Raw genomic sequence first — 24,842 nt, forward strand, 5'->3', positions numbered from 1 at the left:
TGCCCGCAAATACAGAACTTGAGGCGGATCAGACCATAGCAGTGATGCAATAAGTCCAATAATGAATCGACATTAAGGCTCTACTTTTGCCGAATTAACATTTTTCGGAGGATTGTCCAATATAAAATTTTCATCTTTTCACAACAACGAAATCATTATGACAGATAACGAGCATGTTGTCGATAAACACGCTTAACGAAATATTGCCTAGTCGATCAGATCTCCCTTAGCGAAACCGTTCGGCTACAAGCGTGCCATAAATCATTACTCCGGTTTTTTGAGGGCATTTATCTATAGCTTCACGAATATGTGAAAGTGTTCATTCAAGCATGAAGTAACAGTTCCGCAGAAATTGCGACTAATCCTCATCTCGCGTCCATGTTTCTTGCGGATTGCCTCGAATTTTCAACTGAGCTTTGGCAAGCAAATGTGCAGAAACTGGCGACGTCAGGAACAGGAAAATTACTGCTGCAATACATTTGACCGTTGTTGAGAGTTCTGCTGCGTGAACAGCCAATGCAACCAATGCGAGCCCCGATCCGGCCGTCCCAGCCTTCGAAACAGCATGCATGCGGCTAAAGATGTCTGGTAGTCTTAACAGCCCGATTGCGGCGATCAGCGAAACAACCGCACCCAGCACCACCAGAAACGACACAAGCAGCGTCAATAATGTTTCGCTCATGGGCGATTTCCCCCCTCGATTTCTAGGGGATTTACTGTGGAGCCATCCTGTTTTTCGTTGGCTGCGCCGCTGACATAGAGATAGCGGGCAAAAGCCGCGGTCGCCAGAAATCCGATCAAGCCGAGCGCAAGCGCGATATCGACATACAATGAGAAGCCCGACCGTATCGCAACCAAGGCGATAAATCCGATGGACGTCGCCACGAGCTGATCGAGCGCCAGGATACGGTCGGCTGGCGTCGGCCCGATGATCACCCGAATCGACGTCAGCAGCAATGCGAGCATGAGGATGCCGAGCGCGAGATGAACGGACCATGTGAGAACCAGAACTGCGTTCATGGCGCAAAAGCCTCCCTGATCAGCCGTTCGAAGCCATTGGCGATGTCGTGTCGTGCCGCTTCCGGATCCGGGCAACTGATGGCATGCACCAGCAGCGACTTGCGATCCTCGGCAACATCGACCGTCAGCGTACCCGGCGTCAGCGTGATCATGTTTGCCAGCAGCGTGATTTCGAGGTCGCTGGTAATCGTCAGCGGAAAGGTGAAGAAGCGGGGCTCGATCTTCATTTTCGGACTGACGACCATCGCCGCAACGCGAAACACCGAGAGCGAGAACTCCCTGAGGAAAACGAGCAGCAGCTTCAGGACACGCAGCAGCCTGATGCCGTAGCGCAGACCGCCTTGCCTGCCCGGCAGCAGCGACAACAGCACGGCGCCAATCACCAGGCCGAGCAGCAGGCCGCCGGCCGACCACATGCCCGTCACGGCCATCCACAGCACCGAAATCACGAGATTGGCGAGTACGAATTTCATGGGCGCGGCCCCCTGAACACCGAACCGATATAGGCTTGGGGGTCGAGCAGGCCAGCCGCAGCTCTCGCGGAAATCTCGGCGATCGGCTCGGGCCAGGCGCCTGCCAGCACCACGATTGCCGCCAGCGCGGTAAGCGAGGATATCGCCACGGTCGATACGGGTTGCTGCGACTGGCCAGCCTCGGCAGGTCGCCAGAAGGCCAGCAGCACGATGCGTCCGGCAGCGAAGGTCATGAGGAAGCCAGACAGCAGAATGGAACCGGCGATCAACCAGCTGCCCTGCCCCAGCGCAGCCTTCACCAGCATCGCCTTCGGCCAGAAGCCGGAGAACGGTGGCAGGCCGGAGACGGCAAACAGCAGGATCATCGCAAGTGCCGTCAGATAAGGCCGTGCAGCATAGAGGCCCGACAGCCCAGCGATATCGAAGCCACCCACCGCCCGCGCCATGATGCCGGCAAGGAAATAAAGCGCGGTCATGGTGACCATCGAGTGCAGCATGTAGAAGATCGTCGCCGAAAGGCCGGCCTGGCCGCCGAGCGAGAGACCGGCCAGCATGACGCCGATGCCGGCGATCACCCAATAGCCGAGGGTCCGCCTGATGTCGCTTGCCGCGATCGCGCCGATCGAACCGGTGAGCATGGTGAGGATGGCGACAGCCCAGATCAGTGGCTGGAGTGTTTCGCCCTCGCCCGGCATGATCATCACCAGCACTCTGAGAAGCGCGTAGATGCCGACCTTGGTCAGCAGTCCGGCAAACAGCGCCGACACCGTGATCCGTGGCGTGTGGTAAGAGGCCGGCAGCCAGAAATTCATCGGAAAGGCGGCAGCCTTCATGGCGAAGGCGGTGAGATAGAGCGTGGCCAGCGTCATCAGCGGCAGGCCGCTCTCGGCCCTGGCGACCTTCAGGGTAATGTCGGCAATGTTGAGCGTGCCGAAGATTGCGTAGAGATAGCCGGTGGCGATCAGGAACAGCGTCGTGGCGACCAGATTGAGCAGCCCGTATTTTGCCGCGCCATCAATCTGCTCGCGCTCTCCGCCGAGGATCAGCAGGCCAAAGGACGAGATCAGCAGCACCTCGAACCAGACATAGAGGTTGAAGATATCGCCGGTCAGGAAGGCGCCGGAGACGCCAGCCATCAGGAACATCAGCATCGGATAGAAGCCGTAACGGCGCGCATTGGTGTCGGTATCGGCGAGCGCATGGATGGCGGCGACCAAGGCGATGATCGCCGATGTCAGTGCCAGCAATGCGCCGAGGACATCGACGGTGAAGGCGATGCCGAAAGGCGGCAGCCAGCGGCCGAGCACCATGGTCAACGGGCCCGACGTCGCGACCTTGGCCAGAAGTGCTGCATCGACCAGAGTGAGGATGCCGAGGGCCGCGATGGCGATTGGTGCATGCCAGTCGATGCGTTTGCGGATGGCGGCGAGGGCCGCGCCGACGAGGATGCAGAGCACGACGGGCGTGATGACCAGCCAGGATTCGGGCGCGATTGCGGGCACGAAGGTTTTGGCGAGGTCGGGGGTCATGGGGCAAGCCCCGGCACAAAACACTGAATGACGACCAAGCGCCCCCTCATCCGACCCTTCGGGCCACCTTCTCCCCGCTGGGGAGAAGAGGGAGCCTGCTTTGTTGGTCGCAACACAAGCAAAGGCCGCAAGGCTTTGCTGCCGCCTCGATTGCTCCGCATATTCCCTCTTCTCCCCAACGGGGAGAAGGTGGCCCGCAGGGCCGGATGAGGGGGTCTTCTCTTGTCGGGCACCACCATCAATACTCCAACGGTGGCAGCGGCGATTCCGCCGGTTCGGCAAAGCGCATCGCGTCGGTATCGTCGGTGCCCAGCGTCTGCCAGGCGCGATAGGCCAGCACCATCAGGAACGCGAAGAAGGAGAAGGAGATGACGATGGCCGTCAGGATCAGCGCCTGCGGCAGGGGATTGGCAGCGGCGCGCGACAGCGTGTCGCCCGAGGTGATCACCGGCGGGATATCCTGGGTGATGCGGCCGGCGGTAAACAGCGTCAGGTTCACGCCATTGCCGAGCAGCGCCACGCCCAGCATGATGCGGATGATGTGCCGGGACAGCATGAGATAGATGGCAGAGGCGAAGAACAATCCGGTGAGGATGGCGAAGGGCGTTTCCATCAATCCTCCGTTTCCTCAAGCGCCAGCAGGATGGTCGCAAACGCCCCGAGCACGACGAGATAAACGCCGATATCGAAGGACATGACGGTGGACAGATCGAGGCTGCCGACATGAAACCACAGACCGGTCATGTAGGGCACGCCGTAAAAGGCCGATATCATCCCCGACAGCGTGGATATGAACAGCCCTGCCCCGGCGATCGTCAGCGGGTGGAATCGTAGCGCCCGCCTGCCCGCCTCGGCGCCGAAGGCCAGCGCGTAGAGCGCGATGGCCGATGCACCCAGCAGGCCGCCGATGAAGCCGCCGCCGGGCGCATTGTGACCGCGTAGCGTGATGAACACCGAGAAGCCCAGCATCAGCACGGTGAGGAATGGCGCCAGCGTCCTGAGGATCAGCGAATTCATGCCTGCCTGCCCTCCTCGCTGTCGGGATCGCTGAAGGTACGGCCTGGCGCTGCGGCTCGCAGTCGGATCAGCGCCAGGATCGACAGCCCAGTGATCACCACCACCGCGATTTCGCCCAGAGTATCCGTACCGCGGAAATCGACGATGATGACATTGACGACATTGGCGCCGTGGGCGAGCAGCTTGGAGTACTGGCCGAAGAAATCCGAGAGTTCCGTGTTGAACGGCCGCTCCACCGCCTTCAGCAACATCAGCGTGAAGCCGAGGCCGCAAGCCACGGCGATCACTCCGTCCTTGATCATTTCGGCGACAGGCCGACGATCCGTGAGTTTCAGCCGCAGCCGCGTCATGATCAGTGCCAGGATGATGACCGACAACGTCTCGACCATGAACTGGGTAAACGACAGATCCGGCGCGCCGAACAACAGGTAGAGCACTGCCACGGCAAAGCCCTGAATGCCGAGTGAGATCACCGCCGTCAGCCGAGTGCGGGCGATCAGCACAGCGACTAGCCCGATCACCGCGATCAGCATGAAAGCCGCCTCATAGAGCCTGAGCTTTGCGGGCCAGACCGGCCATTGCGGCAGTTCGCCGAACTGGAACAGCGGCACGAGCAGCGCCAGCGCGATGACCGCGAAGGTGACCGTCAGGTAGATCTCCAGCTTGCCCGGCTGCAGGAACAGGCTGATCCGGTGGCTGATGCGGATCAGCCCGCGCACCGCTTGGTCGAAGCCATGATCAGGCCCCCAGCCGATGCCGGTGATGCTGCTGTCGACCAGCCGCCGCATTGTGCCGAGTACCGCGAGGATGCCGGCGCCGATCAGGATCGTCAGCATCGACAGGCCGAAGGCAAGGCTGATATGCGGCACCGCCGAGACATGGATGGCGATCGGCTGCGCCGATATCGCCGACGCCATCGGCGAGGAGAACCAGTCGTGCAAGATGCTCGCGGCAAGACCCGCAACCAGGCCTGCAACGGCGAGCAGCACAGGCCCCGCCATCAGCAATACAGGGCCGTCATGGGCGTGTCTGGGCGTCTCGCGTCGAGCACCGAGAAACGGCTTCAGCGCAATGGCAAAGCCGATGGCAAACATCATGGCGTTGCCGATGATGGCGATCAGAAGCAGGATCGGCCCCATGCCATCATGTTCGAGCAATGCAGCATAGATCTCCTCCTTGGCCATGAAGCCGGCGAAAAGCGGAATGCCACCCATCGACATGGCGGCCAGGCAGGCGGCGGCGAAGGTCAGCGGCATGGCTTTGCCAAGGCCGCCGAGCTGGGTGATGTGGCGCGTGCCGGTCTCGTGATCGATGACGCCGGCCAGCATGAACAGCCCACCCTTGAACAGTGCATGGGCGATGAGGTAGAGCACCGCCGCCTCGATCGCCTTTTCGGAACCAAGCCCGGTCAGCATCACCAGCAATCCGAGCGAGGCGACCGTCGTATAGGCGAGCATCAGCTTAAGGTCGGTCTGGCGGAGCGCCAGAATGGCGCCGACCAGCAGCGTGACCGAGCCGAACAGCGGCAGCAAGGTCTGCCAGAGCACCGTGTCGGAAAACACCGGATAGAGCCGCATCAACAGGTAGACGCCGGCCTTGACCATGGTCGCGGAATGCAGAAAAGCCGACACCGGCGTCGGCGCTTCCATGGCGTTGGGCAGCCAGAAATGGAACGGAAACTGTGCCGACTTGGTGAAGGCGCCGACCAGCACCAGCAGAAGCGCTGTGGCCGCAAGCGGATGTTCGCGAACCTCGGCGCCCTTGGCGATCAACTGGCTGACGCTGCTCACATCGACCATCCCACCCAGCAGCAGCAGGCCTGCGAGCAGAAACAGCCCGCCGCCGCCGGTGACCAGCAGCGCCTGCAGTGCGGCTCGGCGTGAGGCCGATCTGGAGTGATCAAAACCGATCAGCAGGAAGGAGGTGATCGAGGTGAGTTCCCAATAGACGAACAGCATCAGTAGGTTATCGGAGACGACCAGCCCCAGCATGGCAAAGGAGAACATCAGGATAAAGGAAAAGAACCGCCCCTGTTGCTCATGGTCTTTGAGATAGCCGCCGGAATAGAGCACGATCAGCGTGCCGATGCCGGAGATCAGAGTCGCGAAGGTCAGCGACAGACCATCGAGCCGCCAGAGATAGTCGAGCCCCAGCGACGGTGCCCAGGCAAAGCCACCGGAGATCGCACTGCCGGACGATACCTCAGCAATGTGGCTGAGAAAAATCAGGAACGGAATGAACATCGCAAGGGACAGCGGCCAGGCGGCATTGTGCTTGAGGACGCGGGTCAGCACGGGGGCGATGGCCGCACCAACGAGAGGCAGGAAAAGGCCTGCTGTCGTCAGTATGTTGCCCGCCTCACTCAATCGCTGGTATCTCCTGCTTTGTGCACAAGCATTAAGGTGGGACACCGCGGGATACCAGCCGAAAATGGATTATGCAGGGGAAAATGAGCCGCGATACGCGGGACGTGAGCCGAGCCAAGGCCGCCGGCCGGCATTGGCTCAAGCGCCGATTGGACCCTTGCCGCGGACACCGGTAAACCTGCTTGCTTTCAGGTCGCGAAAACGGCGTATGATACCGAGAACCACCTGGGGGAAACCGGTTATGCCGCGAACGTTGTTGATCCTGATAACAGCCTGCATAGAAGCGCTCACAGGCATCGCACTGGTTCTGGTGCCCGATATGGTCGCGCTATTGCTTCTGGGAAATTCGCTATCTGCGACCGGGCTTGCGGTTGCCCGTCTTGCCGGCATTGCTTTGTTTTCGCTGGCCGTCATGGCGTGGGTCGGTCGGCAGGCCCCCGGACGGAGCCCGGCGCTTGCAGCCATGCTGACCTACAATGTCCTCGCGGCCGTCTATCTCGCCACGCTTGACGTTGAAGGATCATTGGTTGGCAAACTACTGTTGCCCGCCACTGTGCTTCACGCGGTGTTGGGTGTCCTGCTCGTTCGTGCCTGGTTTTCGCACCCGCCCGTGCTGCCTCGATGATATGAGCTGCGTGCTTTTTCACATTGGGGAACACTGACGATCGCACGTTCAATTTGCCTCGGTTCTTTCCGGGTATGTCGTCATGCCCGGAAAGTCAGCGGGATCAAACCATATATCTGATCCTCTCCTGGGGAATGCGCTTTTGAGCCGGTAGCAGCCTGGCATCTTCACGAACCTGATCGTTCACTTTTAGCTGCATTTTATCCGCTTAACTCCTAGCTCTGCGACACCACGCAGGTCAGCACCGCTGCGTAATGCACCCCGGCCGCCGTGACCACGAAGCCGTGCCAGATGGCGTTCTGGTAGCGGAGCTTTTCCCAGACGTGGAAGATCACGCCGAGCGAATAGATGATGCCGCCGATCAGGCTTCCTTGTGCTTGACCTTGATTACGTTGATCGTGCCCTTGAAGGCATTGTCCCAGGGATCGTAGTCGTCGCAAACCGGAGAATAGGCATCCATGCCGACATCGGCGGTTTCCCCCGCAAGCGAGTAGACAGCGCCTTGGGTTTTATCGATCCGTCCTTCGCCGACCTGCTTGCCGTTAATGAACAGCCGCCCGGTGCCGCCCTTGTGAAGGCCGCCACCGTCATACGAAAAGTCGTGGACCAGCGTGACCTTGCCCTCGGGCAGCTTTTCCGTGCCTTCGACGTAGTAGTACTCGCGGGCCAGCCAATTGTAGGCAAATTTCGGTTTGCCCTCCTTGATGTAAAGGCTCCAACCACCGAACAGGCCGCCTTGCGACAGGATCACGCCGTCCGCCCCGCCTTTTGGCACTTCAATGTCTGCGGTGATGACAAAGGAGCGGCTGAGCGTGTCAATAAAGACGTTCTCCGCCATACCCGTCATTCCAGCATAGAGCGTCATTTCCGTGCGCCCAGCCATGATGTCTGGCCGTCCTGCATTGGTAGCATTCAGCCGCTCGAAGGAACGGTCGTCCAACGGATAGACGCCGTACTTGATCGCCTCCTCATGGAAGAGGTCTTGAAGCTCCTTCAGCTTCTCAGGGTATTTGTCGGCCAGATCAACCGCCTGGCCGAAATCCTCGGCCACATGGTAAAGTTCCCACTTGTCCTTGGCGTAATCATCGACGCGTGGATGATCTTCCCACGGTGCCCGATGCATGACGCAGGCCAGCCAACCGTCCTTGTACATCGAGCGGTTACCACTGCACTCGTTGTATTGAACTGTATGCCGATCAGGTGCGGCGACCGCGTCAAAGCTGTAGGAAATGGACGTTCCAGCGATGGGTGTCTGCTCGACACCGTTTACCCATTTGGGCTCGGGAATGCCTGCCGCTTCAAGGATGGTTGGGCCGATGTCGATCAGGTGAGTGTATTGCTTGCGTATCTCGCCTTTCGACTGGAAGCCCTTAGGCCAACGGATGACCATGCCCTGGTTCTGGCCACCGCCTTGGCAAGCGTTGATGCACCAAGTCGCGGGTGTTGAACCTGCCATTGCCCATGCCACTGAATAATTCGGGTAGGAATTGGGGCCGCCATATTCAGCCAGCCGCGAAAGAAGATAGGGGATGTCTTCGGGTGCCGAGTTGAGGTTGGACCATTCATTGAACGTGCCGTTGAGACCACCAATGGCTGTGCCGCCGTTGTCACCAGCAATATAAATCACGACGGTATTGTCGAGTTCGCCAAGGTCCTCAACAGCTTGGATCAGGCGACCAATCTCCCTATCGGTATGTTCGCAATAACCGGCATAGACTTCCATCTGTCGAGCAAGGACCTTTTTAGCATCAGCAGAAAGCGTGTCCCATTTGGCGATCTCGGGCGGGTTTTCCGCGAGCTTTGTGCCGGGTGGCATCAAGCCCATCTTGATCTGGCGCTCCAAGATTTCCTCGCGCAGCTTGTCCCATCCCTTATCGAACTGACCGTTGTATTTGTTGAGCCATTCCTTTGGGGGCGTGTGCGGCGGGTGTGCACCAGCAGCGGCGTAGTACATGAAGAAGGGGCGATCAGGTGTGAGCGCTCGAGTTGCGCGAACCCAGGCAATTGCCTTGTCGGTCATGTCTACGCTGAAATGGTAGTTCTCTGCGCGAGGCACACCCAGTTCGGTGGTGCCATCAACCAGATACGGCCTAAACAGCGACTTCTCGCCGCCGATAAAGCCATAGAACTTTTCAAAACCCTGTCGTACAGGCCACCGATCAAACGGCCCTGAGACACTGGTTTCCCACGGCGGCGTCTCATGGCTCTTGCCGAACATAGAGGTGCAGTAACCCCATTGCCGCAGGATTTCAGCAATTGGTGCGACGCTCTTCGGGCGCATTCCAGTGTCGCCGGGATACGACGTTGCACCGTCCACGACAGCGGCCTGACTGTTCTGGTGCTGGTTTCGGCCCGTCAACAAGGCTGTGCGGCTCGGGGAGCAAAGGCTGTTGACGTGGAAATTGGTGTATGTGAGCCCCTCTGCCGCCAGCTTGTCAAGCGTTGGAAATTTGATTGCCCCGCCGAACGTCGAAGGGTCGGAATAAGAGACCTGGTCGAGCAATACGAGCAGCACGTTCGGCGCACCCTTGGGAGGACGGACCTTGAAATTTGCAGGCTGCGGAACCTTGCGCCAGTCAGGCTCGGTAATCGGTGCCTGCTTGGGAGGTAGGATTGGCAATACCTCGCCATACTGATAACCGCCAGCTGGGACTACAGCTGGCTCCTGAACGATAATGGTGGTAGCGGCCTCGGCCGTCGATAGCGGAAGTCCAGTGGTCGTGACGGCCGCGGCTGTCAGTGCCGTCCCGGCCAGCAATTCGCGGCGGCTCAGGCCCCCTGTCGGGACAGCGCGTCCATCTTCCGGATTGGTCGGGGTCTTATCCTTTGTCATGACTTGCTCCTGTTCGAATGACGCATCTGAATCCAACGTGACTGGCAGAAGTATCGATAGGTTGCGCATGTCGGGCGGCAGGGCGATAGCGCCTGCAGTAGTTGGGAGCGCAGCCGCCGGGAATTGCGATCATTTCTGACAGATCGGCATACGACTTCAATGCAACTGCGATATCCATCTCGCACTCTCCGAGTGTTACGATTGGTCCCGTCCATGTGCATGTAAGCGAGCGCGTCTGGATTTTGTTTTGGTGTCCGCGAGGATCGCGCTGATCGCGGATAAGCTAAGGGTGCCACAGCGCGGAATGTAAAGTAACGCAACCGTAACATCGCCATGCCCGGCGTAACATTCGCTCCGTTTAGCAGGCTCTAAATCTGGAGACCCAATGGCTTCGTGGCTGCTTCTAACGCAAGGCAGTCCTCCATTGTTCACAGGAGGGGAGTAGCCACGCCAGTAAACCCTAGCTCTGCGACACCACGCAGGTCAGCACCGCTGCGTAGTGCACCCCCGCCGCCGTCACCACGAAGCCGTGCCAGATGGCGTTCTGGTAGCGGAGCTTTTCCCAGACGTGGAAGATCACGCCGAGCGAATAGATGATGCCGCCGACGAGGATGAGGACCAGCGTCGCCAGCGACAGCGCATCGTGCAGGCGCGAGATCAGCATGATGCCGCTCCAGCCCATGGCGAGATAGAGCAGGATGGTCAGCCGGTCGAAGCGGCCGGCCCAGACGCATTTCAGCACGACGCCGAAAATCGCTACGGCCCAGATGCCCATGAGGTTTGCGGCGATCAGCCGGTCGGGAAGCGCCGCGACCAGGAACGGCGTGTAGGTCGCAGCGATCAGGATGAAGATCGCCGAATGATCAAACCGCCTCAGGAACCATTTGGCCGGTGAGACCGGCCAAATGTTGTAGGCAAATGAAATGCCGAGCGATGCCACCAGGCCGACGCCATAGATCCAGGACGAGGCAAGGCTGGATGCGGTGCCCCAGACGGTCGCATAAAAGATCAGGACGGTGACGGCAATCAGCGCGGCAACGACGCCGACGCCATGGACGATGCCGTCGGCGATAATCTCGCCACGGTCATAGCGCCAGAGGATGCCGCGAAATTCCTTCATGTGGTGCCTTCCGTTGCAATGCATCATTAAAAACACGGCATGGCGCCATGATCAAGGCAGAGATTGCGCTCGATTGCCGCAACGGTAACTATTCAGCGATCGACCAGCACCGAGCAATTGGCATGGCGAACCACGCGATCGGCCGTGCTGCCGAGCAGATAGTTCGACAGGTTGGGCCGATGGGAGGCGATGATGATCAGGTCGGCCGACACCTCGTCGGCGGTGTGGATGATCTCGCGTGCCGGCGAGCCTACCTTAACGATAATACGCACTTCGAGATCGAACATCAAAGCCAGCGATTTCAGCCGCTCCTCGGCTTCCTTGACGGATGTACCGATGAAATCAGGCGGCAGGTCGATGGTGAGGTAGCCCGGGATGTTCTCGGCGACATTGAGCAGCACGATCTCGCCGCCGGCATCCAGCAACGCCTTTGCCTTGCGGAGAATTTTCTCGCCTTTCTCCAGTTGCCCCATTTCGACCGGTACGATGATTTTCTTGTACATGATCAAATCCTCCTGCCTGAAACATCTCGGCTCGCCAAAACTGTGCGCTCGAAGCCTACACCTTAATATGGCGCGCAGCATTGATCCATATCAACGCACGAGGCGGCAAATAGCTGCGTATTTTCAGAGAGAAAGACGGCTTCAGGCGTGCAGCTCGACGCCAAGCGCGCGAATCCGGACAAGATCGTCCTGATATTTCTGCTCATAGGCTGCGAGCAGCGCCGGGTCGGTGATTTCAAGCCGGGGATTGGGCTCGTCGAAGGGGAAGGAGCGCATCAGCCGAACGAGATGCTTGAGTTCGGTTTCCGACAGGTGATCCTCAAGCTGGGTGATGACCTTCAGCCCCTTGACCGTCAGCGACGGCAGCACGTCGCGCCGCAGTTCTTCGTCCGGCACGGAAAAATGCACGCCCGGCGCCAGGAGTCCGAAGGCACGGGCGGGATCGTCGCTGAACCAGTCGTAAGTCCAAACAGTCACCCGTTTGGGGCCGGCTGCCTTGGCAATATCGCCGACGACATCAGCCCAGCCGCGCGAATCCGGCGCAAATTTGGCGCGATACTTATCGAATGCAGGCGCCTTGCCCCGAGAGGCCAACTGCAACCATGAGGATGTCAGATAGTCGGGGTAGCGGCGGATTGCGATGAAGTAGTGCAGTTCGTGGCCGCGGGCAACGGCATCGAGCATTTCCACGCGCCGCCTTGCCAGCGAATAGAGCCGGCCGGTCCAGTAATTGGCTGAAATAAGGCCAAGAATGTTCTCGTCGGACAGAATGAATGTATCTGCCGAGCGGCCATGCTGGCCGAGTATGTCAGCAAAGCGCTTTTGCAGTTGTGCCCGGACAACAGGGGCTGCGACCGGGTCGAGCCAGGCAAGCCGGTCGAAGAGGTTGGTGAATTGCCGGCGAACAATCCAGATCCCTGCAAAGCCTATTCGCCCGCCCGCCAAAAGCGAGCGATTGTCGTGCAACTGGCTCTGGATGAATGTCGTCGCGGTTTTATGGACACCGAGATGAACTTGGATCTTCATAATGAAAGCATTCCGGCCAGCAATCGGCGTCCGTCATAGAATTTTCGAGTGCACAACAGGAAAGGCTCACCCCAGGGTCGGTCTATACTCTGTATCGGGTGATATTCAAGCGAGCACAGCGATGCACCGGCATTTCCAGGAGCGTTTCGTCCAACAGAGTAAATCCGCACCACGGACTGTGGCCCTTTTCGGACGATTTGCGCTGTCGGCAGTGGTTGTCAGCCAGGCTTTTTGGCGGCTTTTCCGGCCTTTGCCAGCTTGTCCGCCTTCATCTTCTCTCGCAGCACTTTGCGCTCGGCTTTCAATGCCACCAGCTTTTCCTTTGCTGTCTGAAGCTCGGCATTGATTTCCCTCAGCTTTTTTCTCGGCCCAATAATATCTGCCACAACAAACGCCTCTTCTGGACGATAGATTGCGCGCTCGAACAGCGAGCACCATCTCTCGTATTGCTTTCTAACGTCAGCATCGCTAAACGCTTTTTCGAACCATAGTCCAGCATCGTGGGCGGCACAAGTCCGACGCTGACACGGCATCCGCAGCGCGCTACCTCGGGGAGGCTTGGTGGTGAGCGCCGCGGCAGGGTAAGAAGCAAACAGCCGGGATGTTGCCGGCTTGGAGAATGGCATGAGGACTAGAATGTCGGGTTGTTCATTGCCCAGGCCGTTGCACCAGGAAGAGTCGCGTCGACCAGCCAAACACGACCAGTCAATTGGTACACACAACTAAGCGGCGGCGAATTATCGGCAAGGGTTCCTGATGGCAAAGATCACGTTCATTATCCTGGCACATGAGAATGCAAGCCACACGGCCGATCTCGCCAGAGTGCTCACCGATTGGGATGAAGGTGCCCATGCAGTCATCCACTACGATCTCAAATCACCGGCGGCGGAATTCGCCAAACTGAAAGCCGAATTCGCCAATTCGAACAAAGTGCATTTCGTTCGCGAGCGGATCAAATGCGGCTGGGGCGATTTCAGCCTTGTCGATGCGACCGTACGAGCGCTGAAGGTCATCCGCAGAGACAAGATCGAATGTGATCGCGTGATGCTCGTCAGCGGCGCCTGCATGCCGATCCGGCCGCTCAAGGAACTCTCGGAGTTTCTCGACGCCCATCCCAAGACCGAATTCATCGAGTCCTTCGACGCCAGCTGGATTACCGGCGGACTGCGGCATGAGCGATACCAGTATTGGCACTTCTTCAATTTCCAGACCCAGCAGGGTCTGTTCCGTAACCACTACAACCTTCAGAGCAAGATCTGGCCAAAACGGAAGTTTCCAAAGGGCCTCGAGCCACGCTTCGGTTCGCAATGGTGGTGCCTGAGCTGGACGCTCTGCTCCAAGATTCTGGACTACGTCAAGAAGCATCCGCTGGTGTATTTCTTCTTCAGCACGACCTGGATTCCAGACGAGCTGTTTTTCCAGACGCTGGCGCACAAATATACGAGCGACGAGAATCTTGCTCGAAGAAACCTCACCTTCTTCCGTTTCAACGACTGGGGAAAGCCGCTTGTCTTCCTCGATGACCACTTTGATATGCTTCGCCAGTTGCCGTACTTCTTCGCGCGCAAAATCAGCTTCCGCGCAACAGAATTGCGTGCCCGCCTGAAAAGCATCGCCGCAGCTCCAGCGCCGCAAAACGCGCCGGAACTGAATTTCAACACACCATATACCTTTCCTTACAAGGAAGCGCTGGCTGCGCTGCCGAGAGCGGCGGTTGGCACGCCGACCTTGTTCCAGTACCGCGAGAAGGAAGGCTGGAACCTCGCTCTCGAACACTGCCAGAAAAGCTTCGCCATCCTCTACGGGCCACCCCAACTGACAAAGCGAGCTGCGGATGTTCTTCGGGCATCCACCGAGTTGACAGTGCTGGGCCGCATCCTGAACCGCGATATGGTCGATCTGGGAGACGGGCGCGACAGCCTCGACGGCCTTCGTCAAATCGACGGCAATATCCGGGACATGAGCATTCCGGACTACTTCAACCGCATCCTTGCACGCTGCGAAACCCTGCCGGTATTCGAACTGTGCCCCGGAGATGACCCGTCGTCGGAAATCGCGTTGCTGGAGAGCCGCAATGCGATCGTCATGCCGGTGGTACCGGGTACGTTCGATGAAACGATGCAGCAGATCTACTGGATCCTGTGTGCGCCCTACACCACGGCGCGGCTGGAAAAGCCGGAAGAGAATTCGTCGATATCGATCTTTCTCTCCATGCTCAATGCGGTGGACGCCAGTGTCTCCCGTGAATATCGCGAGAAGATTGCCACCTATATCAAAAGTGCGACATCCTCGAAGTCCGTGTCGACAAGCTATTGGCGCACTGCGCTGGAATTCCAGCATGGGCCAGCAGCAGGGCCGCTTGCCGACGCCTATGACAGTATGAGCGAGGCCGTGAAATCAACGACTATGACGCAGATCGCCAGCAGCATGCCGAGCGACTGGAAGGACAGCATTTCCACGCTTGCTTCCCTCGATCCCGACTGGCGAATCTTGCAGCTCAATCTGCCGGTCTCGCTACAGGAATTCTGGACGACAGCGATGCAGCTGCAAGTGACGACAGCGATGCAGCTGCAAATGCTATCGCCCACCAAACAAAAACCCGTGACTCCAGCGCCCAAGAAATAGACAACACCCCGGAGGCACCCGCGGCGAACCCTTCGTTTGAAAGCCCTGAACCAATGGCAGCATGTCCGGCCCGAGAGGCGTCATAATGAGCTTAACATTTGAAACCATGTCGACGCAGTTTTCCCGGATGCGCGCCCACCGGCGTTTCGGGAAGCAACTCAGGCAGGTCGCCGATCGCACGGCGGAGATTCGCGACAGCGATGTTCTACTCGTGGCATGCATGCGAAATGAACTGACGCGCCTGCCGTTCTTCTGCGACTATTACAGGAAACTGGGCGTCAACCAGTTCCTGTTTGTCGACAACGATTCAGAAGATGGCATCATCGAATGGGCGAAGAGCCAGCCGGACGTTTCCGTCTGGCACACAAAAGCCAGCTACAAGGCCTCCAAATTCGGCATGGAGTGGTGCAATCACCTTCTCAGGAAATATGGCATCGGCCATCTCTGCGTGACGGTCGATCCGGACGAATTTCTCGTTTACCCCTGCATGGAAACGCGGAATCTCAAGGATCTCGGCGAATTCCTGAAGATGGAAAAGCGGGACGTCATGCATTGCGTCATGCTTGATGCCTACAGCGACAAGCCGCTTAGCGAGACCATCTACGGCCCCGCCGATAATCCTTTTGAAGTCTGCCCCTATTTCGACAAGGACGGCTACATTCAGACGACCACAAATCATGGTGGCATGTTCACCCGCGGTGGACCAAGGATGCGCATCCATAATGTGGCGCATCCCGACAAGTCACCCGCGCTCAACAAGATTCCGGTGGTTTGGTGGCGCCGACACTATCGATACACCAGTTCGATGCACGACCTGATGCCTGTACGCTTGATGCGGATTGAACAGGATATCCGCCCCTCGATCACCGGAGCGCTGTTTCATTTCAAGTTCATCTCGAGCCTTACCGACAAGGCTGCCGAGGAGATGCACCGCAAGCAACATTATGCCAGCAGCACGGAATACAAGACTTACCTTTCGGCAGCCAACCCCATTCTGCATCAGCCAGGCATAAGCGTGCGCTATCAGTCTCCCGATCAGCTTATCAAGCTCGGGCTGATCTGCCGCGGCAACTGGCTTTAGAGTCTGTCAGAGCTAAATAGAGGCAGTCCTGCCGGAGCGAGGGGCCTGCCCTCGCCCATCCGATCCGCAAGTCGGCAGCTTAGAGATCGGCGACGAAATCTGCCGGGAACTCGTCCTTGAGGAATTTGATCTGGTCTGCGAAGATTTCGTGGTAGAGGTCGGTGACATAGGACGGGATGCTGATGTCCTTGGTCTTGTGGACCTTCTCTTCGGTGCCGTCGTAGTCCTTGAACGGCTCCAGACCCAGAAATGTCTCAAGCTCCTTGAGCACCACAACCGGATTCTTCGCCACGCGGCTGAAAGGAATGAACTTCAGATCCTTGCCGACAAAACGCTTCTTCCAGCGCGGAATATAGGTCTTGTAGTCGCCACGGTTCAGCAGGTCCCAGCTTTGTGCGACCTCAAGCCAATCCGACTTCTGCATATTGTCCTTGGGATGGCGATCCACATTCATCCGCAGTTGCGACAGTGCCCGCGATACGGGATGGCGAATGATGTAGATGATCTTCGGCGCGCCTAACAAGCTGCGCACGTAGTCGATCCCTTCGTCCGGCAAGGTCGAATATTCCGGCGTGATATCGCCGAGCACCTTACCCTTGGAATTCGGGCGATCGAAGGCGGCGCGATACCAGGATTCGGTAAATGGCTCATCCATCAGGCGTGTCAGGTAAGTCAGGTAATTGAAGTCTATGTATTCGCCATGCCTGACATGATGCTTGACCGCATTGGCGGTGCCCTGACGCATATGATAACTCGTCCATGCCCGGTTTTCAGGCACAAACAAATGGTTGAAATAGTGGAGTTCCTTGACCGGCGGCAGCCAGACCTGGTGATGTCTCTGCAGGTTTATGTAGAGCCACGAGGTCGCCGCCTTCTGAGCTCCGATACAAAGGAAATGTGGCAATGCCATACTTGGACCTCGATATTTTTTCATCGCCTGTCGAATGCGCAGGGGTTTGGTTGCCCTTATAAGCACACCTCCCATGGCTTTTGAATAGGAAACCACGCAGGAATTTGCCTTTGCTCGAATAATCGGCACTTTTTACAAACACCACCATTGTCACGAAAAATGCGATCAGCTATAGCAGCGCCAAGTTCATAGCTCAGCGACAAAGACGGTAACAACGAGACGCGGGGCCTGACTGGAGATTTTCTTGCTGTATTTTCACAAGCAGAGACTGGTGATTCTTTGCCAGCCGAAAACCGGCACCACTGCCCTGCATGAAGCAATCTCTGGCGAGGCATCGATTGCCTTCAACACGCCCCCGCATATGAAGCACATGACTTACGCAAAGTTCATGGACGCGCTTTCAACGTGGATTGCTGGCGGCAAGAAGCTCGAAAGAAAGAAATACACTTTCGTGTCCGTCATGCGCGAGCCGATCGACTGGTTCGGAAGCTGGTATCGCTATAACAGGCGGTCGCATCTGGCATCGCCGCAAGGTCGCGGATTTGCCAGATATACGGGTGAGATCGAGTTCAACGACTATCTTGAGGCCCTGCTGCTGCCGACAGACGAGCGGCCGGAATACGCACGTCTGGGCGGTCCCTGCTCTGTTGCCATGAACAACAAGGGCACGATCGGTGTCGATTATCTGTTTCGCTACAGCGATATGGACAACCTTGTGGATTTCATATCGTCGAAGCTGGAACGACCGATCACGCTCGAACAGGCCAACGTGTCCCCCAAGAAAGATCTGAGTGTCGATCCAGTCACGATGCAAAAGATACAGGAGCGCTTCGCTTTCGAATTCAGTGTCTACGACAAGCTTCGTCCAGATGGCAAAGTTTCCGAGACCGAGTGATAGCCCGCTTAATGTTCCGTCATCTGGTCCTGCCCGCGCTGCCGGTACGCGCTAATTTCAACTGAGGTATTGGTATGGGCGGACGCCTGGAGAACTATTTCACTGCCGATTACCAGCCCGATCTCGATTGGATGTCCAACCACATCATCGAGGTGGGCGAAATGGTTCATTGGGCAGGTCGCAAGGGCGACTTTGAAGAGCATCTGGAAACGCTGGAGACGACGTTTTCCGGTACGCCGTTCATTTGCTTTTATCATTCAGGCCTCATCGTACTGATACGCCGCAACATTGACCTTGAAATAAATCTCGCCAAGTTCAATCGTCTTTGGAGCGAAAAGTCCGACGTACTGCTGAAACAACTAAGCTCACGCTGGCTTGTGTCGGCATGCGACACGATTCAGGATTTCGCTTCCGACCCATACGAGAAGGCACTAGCCCTGGCTGGCACGGTGTTGATCAACGTCGCCAAGCTCTATGAAAGCGAGCGCTATGCGACTGCAGCGGGAACCAAGCATCTGAAGGAACGCAGGGGGACAGTACATCTGTTCGACGGCGTCATGAGATTCTCCGCCGGTAACGGCGACATGATAACCAACATGCTCGGCAGAGCCAACGTTGTTGCCAGCGACAGTTCGGTTGCGGGCAAGATTCTGCTAGAGTTGTTCGCACGAATGCAGACTCACAATACGGTTTTTCGACGCTTCGAGACCATCCGCAAGAAAATGAACCAGAGAATGCGATTGAAGAAGCGCAGGCTCAGGAGAGCTAAAAATCGTGAAGGGGATATCACTTGAGCAACTTTCGTTTGTCAGACCCGGATTGCGTTCTGATCCACATTCCGAAAACCGGCGGCACATCGATCCGGAAAGGTGCATGGGAAGGACGGGCCAGCAAGGCTGTCTTCGGGCGCATTCCCGACGAATGGTCGCCCTTGTTTAAGTTTGCGTTTGTCCGTCACCCACTGGACCGGCTGATTTCTGCGTGGAAGATGTTCACGGAAGGCGCCGTAGGCGATCCGAACTGGTCGTTGCCGCGCAACGCCCGTCCGCTGACGATAGCGGAGATGCTGGATATCGTGGAAGACGAGACGATCATCTATGACGAGCGCAGGAAGAAGATCGAAGAGAAGATCCGGCATCACACGATTCCGCAGACGCATCCTTTCAATTGCCTGCAATTTGCCGACTTTGTGGGTCGATTTGAAACCATCGATGATGATTTCCAGAAAATAGCAGACCGGGTCGGCATCAAGACCGAACTGCCGAAGATGCACTATACATCGCATGAAAGCTGGCGGCATTACCTCACCGGTGCGGACTTGGAACGCAGCATCGCCTACTACAAGACCGACCTGGAGACGCTCGGCTATACGGCCTGAGGGGACACGAGCAACCGACGGTTTCAGGGCTGTCGGCACGCTACACTATTCAAACGGAGCAATCCGGTTGAATATCGGTTCGGGATAGCTGCAATAGAAGAAGTCAAGCGCGCTCGTGGCCGTTTCATCCCGGCTGGCTTAGGAGTGGTTATCTGCGGGTCAGCCAACGGTAAACGCGGGTAGCGATCGCAGTTTTCCGTGGCCGCCTGGGCTTCCTTTGACCCGTGGGATCAAATGCCGAAGCTCCCCCGAATGTATCAAAAATCATGGCGTCAGGGCTTTCCATCGGCGGCACCGTGCCGCTTGATAGAGCGCAGAGGCCTGGTATGGCGATCTGCTCGATGCGCTCCATGACGAGTTTGCCGTCATGGGAGTAAGCCGGATCGATCCGACTGGAGATGGCAGCCTGCTCCGCGCCACCAGCCCAATGGCGGACAAACAAGCGACCGTCCTCTATCCACCCAGCCAGTACATTGAGCCGGCCGGATGCCTTGATCAGATCTTCCAGCGGCGGAGACGCTGCGGCATTTTCCAAATGCAGCACCAACCAACCAGCCTTGTCTTGGAGAGACAACGCGACCGCTTTTTCTACGCCCCCGCGTCGATCGTACCGATGGATGGAAAAGGCGCCAGCTGCTGCCAGCAATTGCCGAAAGACTCTGAGCCCAGCTTCGGGATATGCCGAGAAAAGCGCGATGTTGCCTTGCGCATGCAGATCCGGAAGCGGCTGTGGCTGCTTGCCCATGCGGTCGAAGTCCCGCATGATCTTGCGAAGCAGCCTAAAATTCGGACGGGAGCGAAAATAGCCCTTCTCATTGCGGCGAGGATGCCAGAGGTGAACAAGTTGCAGTTCACGCGCAAATGCGCCTAAACCATAGAGTGCAAAAAACGGCCTGAAACCCCAATATTGCCGAACGGAATTGGTCCTGTAATCGGTATAGTAGTCGTGCGGCCTCGGAGCCTTGGGGGCAAGCGACGAAAGCCGGTGCAGCAGGTCGTAGTCTTCCGCTCCGTGGCCGCGAAACCGCCGGTCGTGTCCACCGAGCGACAGGTAGTGGTGCCTGTTGATCACCATTGCCGAACTGCCAAACGCCGTGAACTGAATAGTCGCCTCGTTCTTCTCCAGCCATTGAACGCTGAACTGTTCAACGAATGGCGTGCCAGAAGACTGTGCTCCGAACCAGGCTCGCGTTCCCTGCTCGGTGAGGAACAAGACCGGCACACAGAAAAAATCGAATATGTTGCGTGCCATATCGCGCCGCATCACCTCGGCGTGGATTTGCCGGTACATTGCCGGGGTGGCGAGAAAATCGATGTCATTGAAGAGGATCACATCCTGCCGTGCCATCTGCACGCCGAAATCGCGTGCGTGGCCGATTGAAAACAGCTTCGCGGGAGAAGGATGCCGATAGATCTGAACATCCTCTTTCTCCAGCTTTCTCAGAGGCTCGGCATGCACCTCTTGCGTGCCATAGTCTGCAATGACGATATCGAAGAGATCGCGGGGAACGGCCTGGCAAAGGCGCTGCAGGCGCAATGGACCTTCGAAGGTGCTGGCAGTAAGACGAAGTGGAACAATCAGCGAAATTTTCTGCGTCACTGTGAGCTGTCTTCCCCGGAATCATTGCCTGTCGAGATCGGCGCGAGCCTGCTTTCACTATACAAGTCCGGCATTCCCGGAAACAAGACATTCACGCCAGCTTCTCTCGCACCCATCACGTCAGGTCGTCTTCTGTTACAACCGCATATGGAAACGTGTTTGAAAACCATATTGTTGGCACAATGGACTTATATTAAACTGCGCGTTATATGGGGCTGGCTGTAGCCTTGAGGGCAAGCTCCTGGCTTTAGGACTGTCCGTATAAATCTGGACAATTGTTCCGCGGGGATGTTTCCGGTCGATGCGCCTTACCAACGTCTTAACCATATTCGGTTATCAAGATGATGAAGTTTTCTGCGTGTCGGAAAGCAACTGGAATACGAGCAACTGGAATAAGCAATGACAGTTTTGGAATCGACCGGCAAAGAAGACAACGGCGTCACCGAACCGATTCGGTTTCCCGGCACGAAGGATGAGAGGCGCGAAGAACGCATTCGCCGACGTCTGGAGCGCGCCAGAGCCAACGATCCAAGCGAAATTGAAATGCCGATACCGGCTCTCGATCCGGACGAAGTTGTCAGGCAGCCTGATCCAGCGGTCGAGCAGAAGCAACGCGCCCATTCGGTTTCCACGATCCGGCGTACCGGCCTTTCATGGACATTTATCTCTTTCCTGCTGATGGTCGGTGTCCCGGGTACGCTGACGGGCCTCTATTTCGCGTTCATTGCCAGCCCGCAATACGTCGTGGAGACGCAGTTTTCCGTTCGCGGTTCCAGCCAGTCGACGATATCGTCTTTCGGCCTATCCGGCCTTTTTGGCAGCTCCGTGCAGTCGAACGATTCCTATATCGTGTCGAGCTATGTTGAATCCGTCCAGTTGCTTCGCGATGTGAAGGAACAGCTCGGCATCGACCTTCGTCAGTATTATTCAAAGAACAATATTGATTTTTACTACCGCATCGATCCGAATATGCCGCTCGAAAAATTCACCAGCTACTGGCAAGACATGATCGAGGTGAGCTTCAATTCCACGACGGGCAACACCACCCTTTATGTCTACGGCTTCTCGCCGGACGACTCCAAGGCAATCGCCGACGCCGTTCTCAAAGTCTCCGAAACGCTCGTCAACAACCTGTCAGAAGCCTCCCGCCAGCAGATGACGCAAGTCGCCTCCAAGCAAGTGGAGCGCGCCGAAGACAGGCTCAAAAAGGTGCGCGACGAGATCCGGCAATTGCGCGTCGACCAGCAGACAATCGATCCGACAGTGCTCACCAAGATCGAAGGTTCGTTGCAGCAGTCCCTGCAGAGCCAGTTGGCGGGCATCCAGACACGCTACAACACGGTATTGCAGTCCGTTGACAAGAATTCGCCGTCAGCCCGCATATTGAAGAAGCAGATCACCGCGCTTGAAGACCAGCTTGCGGCGCAGCGAGACAAGATCAGCGACCATGGCACTCTGAAGGCCGGCAGGGTCAAGGTCGGCGACGAAGATTCCAACATCGCAGGCGTGTTGAACAAGTTCGAAGAATATACCGTAGAACAGGGCTTTGCCACGCAGGCCTATACGACATCGCTTGCAGCATTTGAAACGGCGCTCGCCGAAGCGCAGAAGCAGGAACGGTATTTCGCAACTTTCGTAAGCCCGACCAGGCCTGAAATCGCACTTTACCCGATGCGCCTGCTCGATAGCTTCATCGCGTTCCTGGTGTTGCTGGCCGTCTGGATGATCAGCCAGTTCTTGTATCGCTCATTCCGCGACCATGCGATCTGACGCGATTGAGGGCGAGGTAGAATTCGCGGCCAAATGCCAGACGAAGTGAACCGATGAGCAAAGCATCTACGATCAACGTATCCACGATGGACGACATCCGCAGGGGTGCGGCTATGAATGGGCGCGTGATTATCGCGCTCATTTTTCGGGAAGCTGCTATTCGATTCGGTTCCAGCCCGATTTCATATGTCTGGACGCTGGTCGAGCCTGCCATCCTGATCGGCATTCTGCTTTTGGCGCGCGTTTACGTCCGCAACATGAGTGCCGCATTCGGCGACAGCTCGATCGTGTTCCTACTGACCGGCGTGGTGGCACTTCGCGCAGCCAGAAACATCATCAACCGCGGTGGTAGAGGCATTACATCAAATCGTGCGCTGTTCGAATTCGGGGCCGTGAAGCCGATCGACGCCGTGATTGCCAAGACGGTGCTTGAATTCACCATCTGGCTCATCATCCTCGCCTGCTTCTTCACGGGGGTGAGCAGGATCATGGGGCAGGTCGTCATCACGAATTTCCAGGGATTCGTGCTGGCCTTGCTGCTCATCCTGTATTTCTGCCTGGCGATGAGCATCTTCAATGCCACGGTTGGGGCGCTGGTGCCGGTCTGGCGGAGTATCTGGAAAATGATGGCAACGCCTCTGATGATTACATCAGGCGTGCTTTACGTTCCGGCCGAGATGCCGCCAGAGGTCCTCAGGATCATCATCTGGAACCCTTTCCTGCACTGCGTGGAAGCGTTGAGGTCCAGTTCCTACCTCGACTATCTCTCTGTCTATGATCCCCAATATCTTATTGGTTTTTCAACCGTCGTGCTTCTGCTTTCATTGGCGATAGAGCGACTCTTCCGCAAGGAGATCCTGCGGTCGAAGAGCGATGAAGACGAAGAGGACGAGCTATGATCGCGTTCGACAATGCCGGCAAGGCATACCGGAACCGCAAGGGTGTCGTCAGCTGGGTGTTGCGGGGGTTCACGGGCGCTTTCCCATCCGATGCGAACATGGGCATCCTCGCGACGCGTGGACAGGGAAAGAGCACGCTGATTGAACTTGCGGCCGGAAACGAAGCCCCGAGTGAAGGCCGCATCTATCGCCAGGGCCGCATTTCATGGGCGTACAATGCCAAGAACGTTATCTCCAATCGCCTGACCGGCCGCCAGAACGTTCGTTTCCTGTCAGACGTCTACGGGCAGGACTTCTCCTACGCCTATGATTTCGTGGCGGAATTCTCCGATCTCGGCCGCTATCTGGATGGCTCCCTTCGCAATTACAACGCTGAAATGAAATCGAGACTCTCGATAAGCGCGCTTTTCGCGATGGGATTTGACTACATTCTCGTCGATGACAATCTGGAAGGCGGCGATAATTCGTTCAGGCGCAAGTGCAGCGAGCACATAGAAGAGAACAAGGATCGACTGAAATTCCTGTTCGCCACGTCCAATCCACAGCTGATCACCAAATACTGCCAATCGGCGGGCGTCCTTAACGACGGGAAACTGACGATCTGCGATTCTGTAGATGAGGCTATAGAGACATTCAGCGCCTTGGAACAGGTGCTCGTCTAGGCCCGAAATTCATCGGCTTTTTGCCGCAGTTTAGAACGGCCGCGAATCCCTCTCGCCCATCACCGGCAATTGCTGGCCGGGCTCGCAGGGCAGTGCCATGATTACGCCAAAACCCCAACAACACACTGATTTTCTTCCATATTCTGCTGACATGACAGTGATGCGAATATGGCTTCACTTTTTTCAGCAAATGTCTTGTGAAAAACAGATTGCTGGTCTATAGAGACCCCGCTTGAGTTCGGAGTGTAGCGCAGCCTGGTAGCGCACCTCGTTCGGGACGAGGGGGTCGGATGTTCGAATCATCTCACTCCGACCAAGCTGATTCATCTGATTTCATTAGCCAAAATCAGATGGCCCTTCCCGAGGGCGGAAATCGCATCTAGCGATACGTTTGGCATTCCCCTTCATTGTGGCGCGACGGCCCGCGTTCGCGTCGTCGCCCAAAGACAAAGGGCCGAACTGGACACTGTCTTCCACGCGCCATTCTCGGTCTACTTGGCAGTGACATAA

General features: G+C 57.2%; 23 protein-coding genes, 1 tRNA gene and 1 pseudogene. 10 read left to right on the plus strand and 15 right to left on the minus strand.

Going from position 1 to position 24,842, the window contains the following annotated elements; genetic code table 11:
* Positions 1-358 precede the first annotated feature (358 nt).
* The 7 genes from mnhG to ACXHRN_RS16750 form a co-directional block, all read right to left on the minus strand.
* Positions 359-682, minus strand: a complete 324-nt coding sequence (mnhG, locus tag ACXHRN_RS16720; protein ID WP_488637438.1) for a monovalent cation/H(+) antiporter subunit G — start codon at positions 680-682, stop codon at positions 359-361.
* The gene (locus ACXHRN_RS16725) at positions 679-1,020 is read right to left on the minus strand and encodes a cation:proton antiporter (protein ID WP_488637439.1); all 342 of its coding nucleotides are present in this window, start codon (positions 1,018-1,020) and stop codon (positions 679-681) included. Before ACXHRN_RS16725 ends, mnhG begins: the two co-directional genes overlap by 4 nt.
* The gene (locus tag ACXHRN_RS16730) at positions 1,017-1,493 is read right to left on the minus strand and encodes a Na+/H+ antiporter subunit E (protein ID WP_488637440.1); all 477 of its coding nucleotides are present in this window, start codon (positions 1,491-1,493) and stop codon (positions 1,017-1,019) included. Before ACXHRN_RS16730 ends, ACXHRN_RS16725 begins: the two co-directional genes overlap by 4 nt.
* Complete coding sequence (locus ACXHRN_RS16735) at positions 1,490-3,022, minus strand: Na+/H+ antiporter subunit D (protein ID WP_488637441.1); 1,533 nt, start codon at positions 3,020-3,022, stop codon at positions 1,490-1,492. The genes ACXHRN_RS16730 and ACXHRN_RS16735 overlap by 4 nt, the downstream gene beginning before the upstream one ends.
* Before the next feature lie 238 nt (positions 3,023-3,260).
* Positions 3,261-3,635: a Na+/H+ antiporter subunit C gene (locus tag ACXHRN_RS16740; RefSeq protein WP_488637442.1), complete on the minus strand. Its 375-nt coding sequence runs from the start codon at positions 3,633-3,635 to the stop codon at positions 3,261-3,263.
* Positions 3,635-4,039 carry a Na+/H+ antiporter subunit B gene (locus ACXHRN_RS16745; RefSeq protein ID WP_488637443.1) on the minus strand — a complete coding sequence of 135 codons (405 nt, stop codon included), beginning with the start codon at positions 4,037-4,039 and terminating at the stop codon, positions 3,635-3,637. Before ACXHRN_RS16745 ends, ACXHRN_RS16740 begins: the two co-directional genes overlap by 1 nt.
* Positions 4,036-6,405 carry a putative monovalent cation/H+ antiporter subunit A gene (locus tag ACXHRN_RS16750; protein ID WP_488637444.1) on the minus strand — a complete coding sequence of 790 codons (2,370 nt, stop codon included), beginning with the start codon at positions 6,403-6,405 and terminating at the stop codon, positions 4,036-4,038. The genes ACXHRN_RS16745 and ACXHRN_RS16750 overlap by 4 nt, the downstream gene beginning before the upstream one ends.
* Positions 6,406-6,646: 241 nt before the next feature.
* Here ACXHRN_RS16750 and ACXHRN_RS16755 point away from each other — a divergent pair, with 241 nt between their 5' ends.
* Positions 6,647-7,030: a hypothetical protein gene (locus tag ACXHRN_RS16755; protein ID WP_488637445.1), complete on the plus strand. Its 384-nt coding sequence runs from the start codon at positions 6,647-6,649 to the stop codon at positions 7,028-7,030.
* A gap of 361 nt (positions 7,031-7,391) precedes the next feature.
* Here the strand turns inward: ACXHRN_RS16755 and ACXHRN_RS16760 are convergent, their stop codons facing one another.
* From ACXHRN_RS16760 to ACXHRN_RS16785, 6 genes and pseudogenes are all read right to left on the minus strand, one after another.
* Positions 7,392-9,863, minus strand: a complete 2,472-nt coding sequence (locus ACXHRN_RS16760) for an arylsulfatase (RefSeq protein ID WP_488637446.1) — start codon at positions 9,861-9,863, stop codon at positions 7,392-7,394.
* Positions 9,850-10,017: pseudogene (locus tag ACXHRN_RS16765) on the minus strand (SUMF1/EgtB/PvdO family nonheme iron enzyme); the annotation flags it as partial. The pseudogene ACXHRN_RS16765 and the gene ACXHRN_RS16760, both read right to left, overlap by 14 nt.
* A 306-nt stretch (positions 10,018-10,323) precedes the next feature.
* On the minus strand, positions 10,324-10,983 hold the full coding sequence (trhA, locus tag ACXHRN_RS16770) for a PAQR family membrane homeostasis protein TrhA (protein WP_488637447.1): 660 nt from the start codon (positions 10,981-10,983) through the stop codon (positions 10,324-10,326).
* A gap of 92 nt (positions 10,984-11,075) precedes the next feature.
* Positions 11,076-11,486 (minus strand): universal stress protein, encoded by a 411-nt coding sequence (locus ACXHRN_RS16775; protein WP_488637448.1) that lies wholly within the window; start codon positions 11,484-11,486, stop codon positions 11,076-11,078.
* Between the two features lie 141 nt (positions 11,487-11,627).
* Positions 11,628-12,512 (minus strand): hypothetical protein, encoded by an 885-nt coding sequence (locus tag ACXHRN_RS16780; RefSeq protein ID WP_488637449.1) that lies wholly within the window; start codon positions 12,510-12,512, stop codon positions 11,628-11,630.
* Positions 12,513-12,730: 218 nt separating this feature from the next.
* Positions 12,731-13,138, minus strand: a complete 408-nt coding sequence (locus ACXHRN_RS16785; RefSeq protein WP_488637450.1) for a hypothetical protein — start codon at positions 13,136-13,138, stop codon at positions 12,731-12,733.
* A 130-nt stretch (positions 13,139-13,268) separates the two neighbouring features.
* On the opposite strand from ACXHRN_RS16785, the gene ACXHRN_RS16790 reads away from it, so the two are divergent.
* Both ACXHRN_RS16790 and ACXHRN_RS16795 read left to right on the plus strand, forming a co-directional pair.
* Positions 13,269-15,137: a beta-1,6-N-acetylglucosaminyltransferase gene (locus ACXHRN_RS16790; protein ID WP_488637451.1), complete on the plus strand. Its 1,869-nt coding sequence runs from the start codon at positions 13,269-13,271 to the stop codon at positions 15,135-15,137.
* 85 nt (positions 15,138-15,222) lie between these two features.
* Positions 15,223-16,218 carry a glycosyltransferase family 2 protein gene (locus ACXHRN_RS16795; RefSeq protein WP_488637452.1) on the plus strand — a complete coding sequence of 332 codons (996 nt, stop codon included), beginning with the start codon at positions 15,223-15,225 and terminating at the stop codon, positions 16,216-16,218.
* A 79-nt stretch (positions 16,219-16,297) separates the two neighbouring features.
* Here the strand turns inward: ACXHRN_RS16795 and ACXHRN_RS16800 are convergent, their stop codons facing one another.
* Complete coding sequence (locus ACXHRN_RS16800; protein ID WP_488637453.1) at positions 16,298-17,128, minus strand: sulfotransferase; 831 nt, start codon at positions 17,126-17,128, stop codon at positions 16,298-16,300.
* Between the two features lie 244 nt (positions 17,129-17,372).
* Between ACXHRN_RS16800 and ACXHRN_RS16805 the strand changes: the two genes are divergently transcribed.
* From ACXHRN_RS16805 to ACXHRN_RS16815, 3 genes are all read left to right on the plus strand, one after another.
* Positions 17,373-18,023: a hypothetical protein gene (locus tag ACXHRN_RS16805; protein ID WP_488637454.1), complete on the plus strand. Its 651-nt coding sequence runs from the start codon at positions 17,373-17,375 to the stop codon at positions 18,021-18,023.
* A gap of 74 nt (positions 18,024-18,097) precedes the next feature.
* A complete protein-coding gene (locus ACXHRN_RS16810; protein ID WP_488637455.1) occupies positions 18,098-18,817 on the plus strand; it encodes a hypothetical protein in 720 nt (239 codons plus the stop codon).
* A complete protein-coding gene (locus ACXHRN_RS16815; protein ID WP_488637456.1) occupies positions 18,814-19,401 on the plus strand; it encodes a sulfotransferase family 2 domain-containing protein in 588 nt (195 codons plus the stop codon). Before ACXHRN_RS16810 ends, ACXHRN_RS16815 begins: the two co-directional genes overlap by 4 nt.
* Before the next feature lie 148 nt (positions 19,402-19,549).
* Here ACXHRN_RS16815 and ACXHRN_RS16820 read toward each other — a convergent pair whose 3' ends face one another.
* Positions 19,550-21,001, minus strand: a complete 1,452-nt coding sequence (locus ACXHRN_RS16820) for a hypothetical protein (protein ID WP_488637457.1) — start codon at positions 20,999-21,001, stop codon at positions 19,550-19,552.
* Positions 21,002-21,400: 399 nt separating this feature from the next.
* Here ACXHRN_RS16820 and ACXHRN_RS16825 point away from each other — a divergent pair, with 399 nt between their 5' ends.
* From ACXHRN_RS16825 to ACXHRN_RS16840, 4 genes are all read left to right on the plus strand, one after another.
* The gene (locus tag ACXHRN_RS16825) at positions 21,401-22,771 is read left to right on the plus strand and encodes a KpsE/RkpR family capsule polysaccharide export protein (RefSeq protein WP_488637458.1); all 1,371 of its coding nucleotides are present in this window, start codon (positions 21,401-21,403) and stop codon (positions 22,769-22,771) included.
* 53 nt (positions 22,772-22,824) lie between these two features.
* Positions 22,825-23,670, plus strand: coding sequence for an ABC transporter permease (locus ACXHRN_RS16830; RefSeq protein ID WP_488637459.1), 846 nt, complete (start codon positions 22,825-22,827; stop codon positions 23,668-23,670).
* Entirely contained in the window at positions 23,667-24,332 is a 666-nt protein-coding gene (locus ACXHRN_RS16835) for a hypothetical protein (protein WP_488637460.1), read from the plus strand. Before ACXHRN_RS16830 ends, ACXHRN_RS16835 begins: the two co-directional genes overlap by 4 nt.
* 239 nt (positions 24,333-24,571) lie before the next feature.
* Positions 24,572-24,648 (plus strand) — tRNA-Pro (locus tag ACXHRN_RS16840).
* Positions 24,649-24,842 lie beyond the last annotated feature (194 nt).

It is taken from the genome of Shinella sp. OV683 (assembly GCF_057787725.1).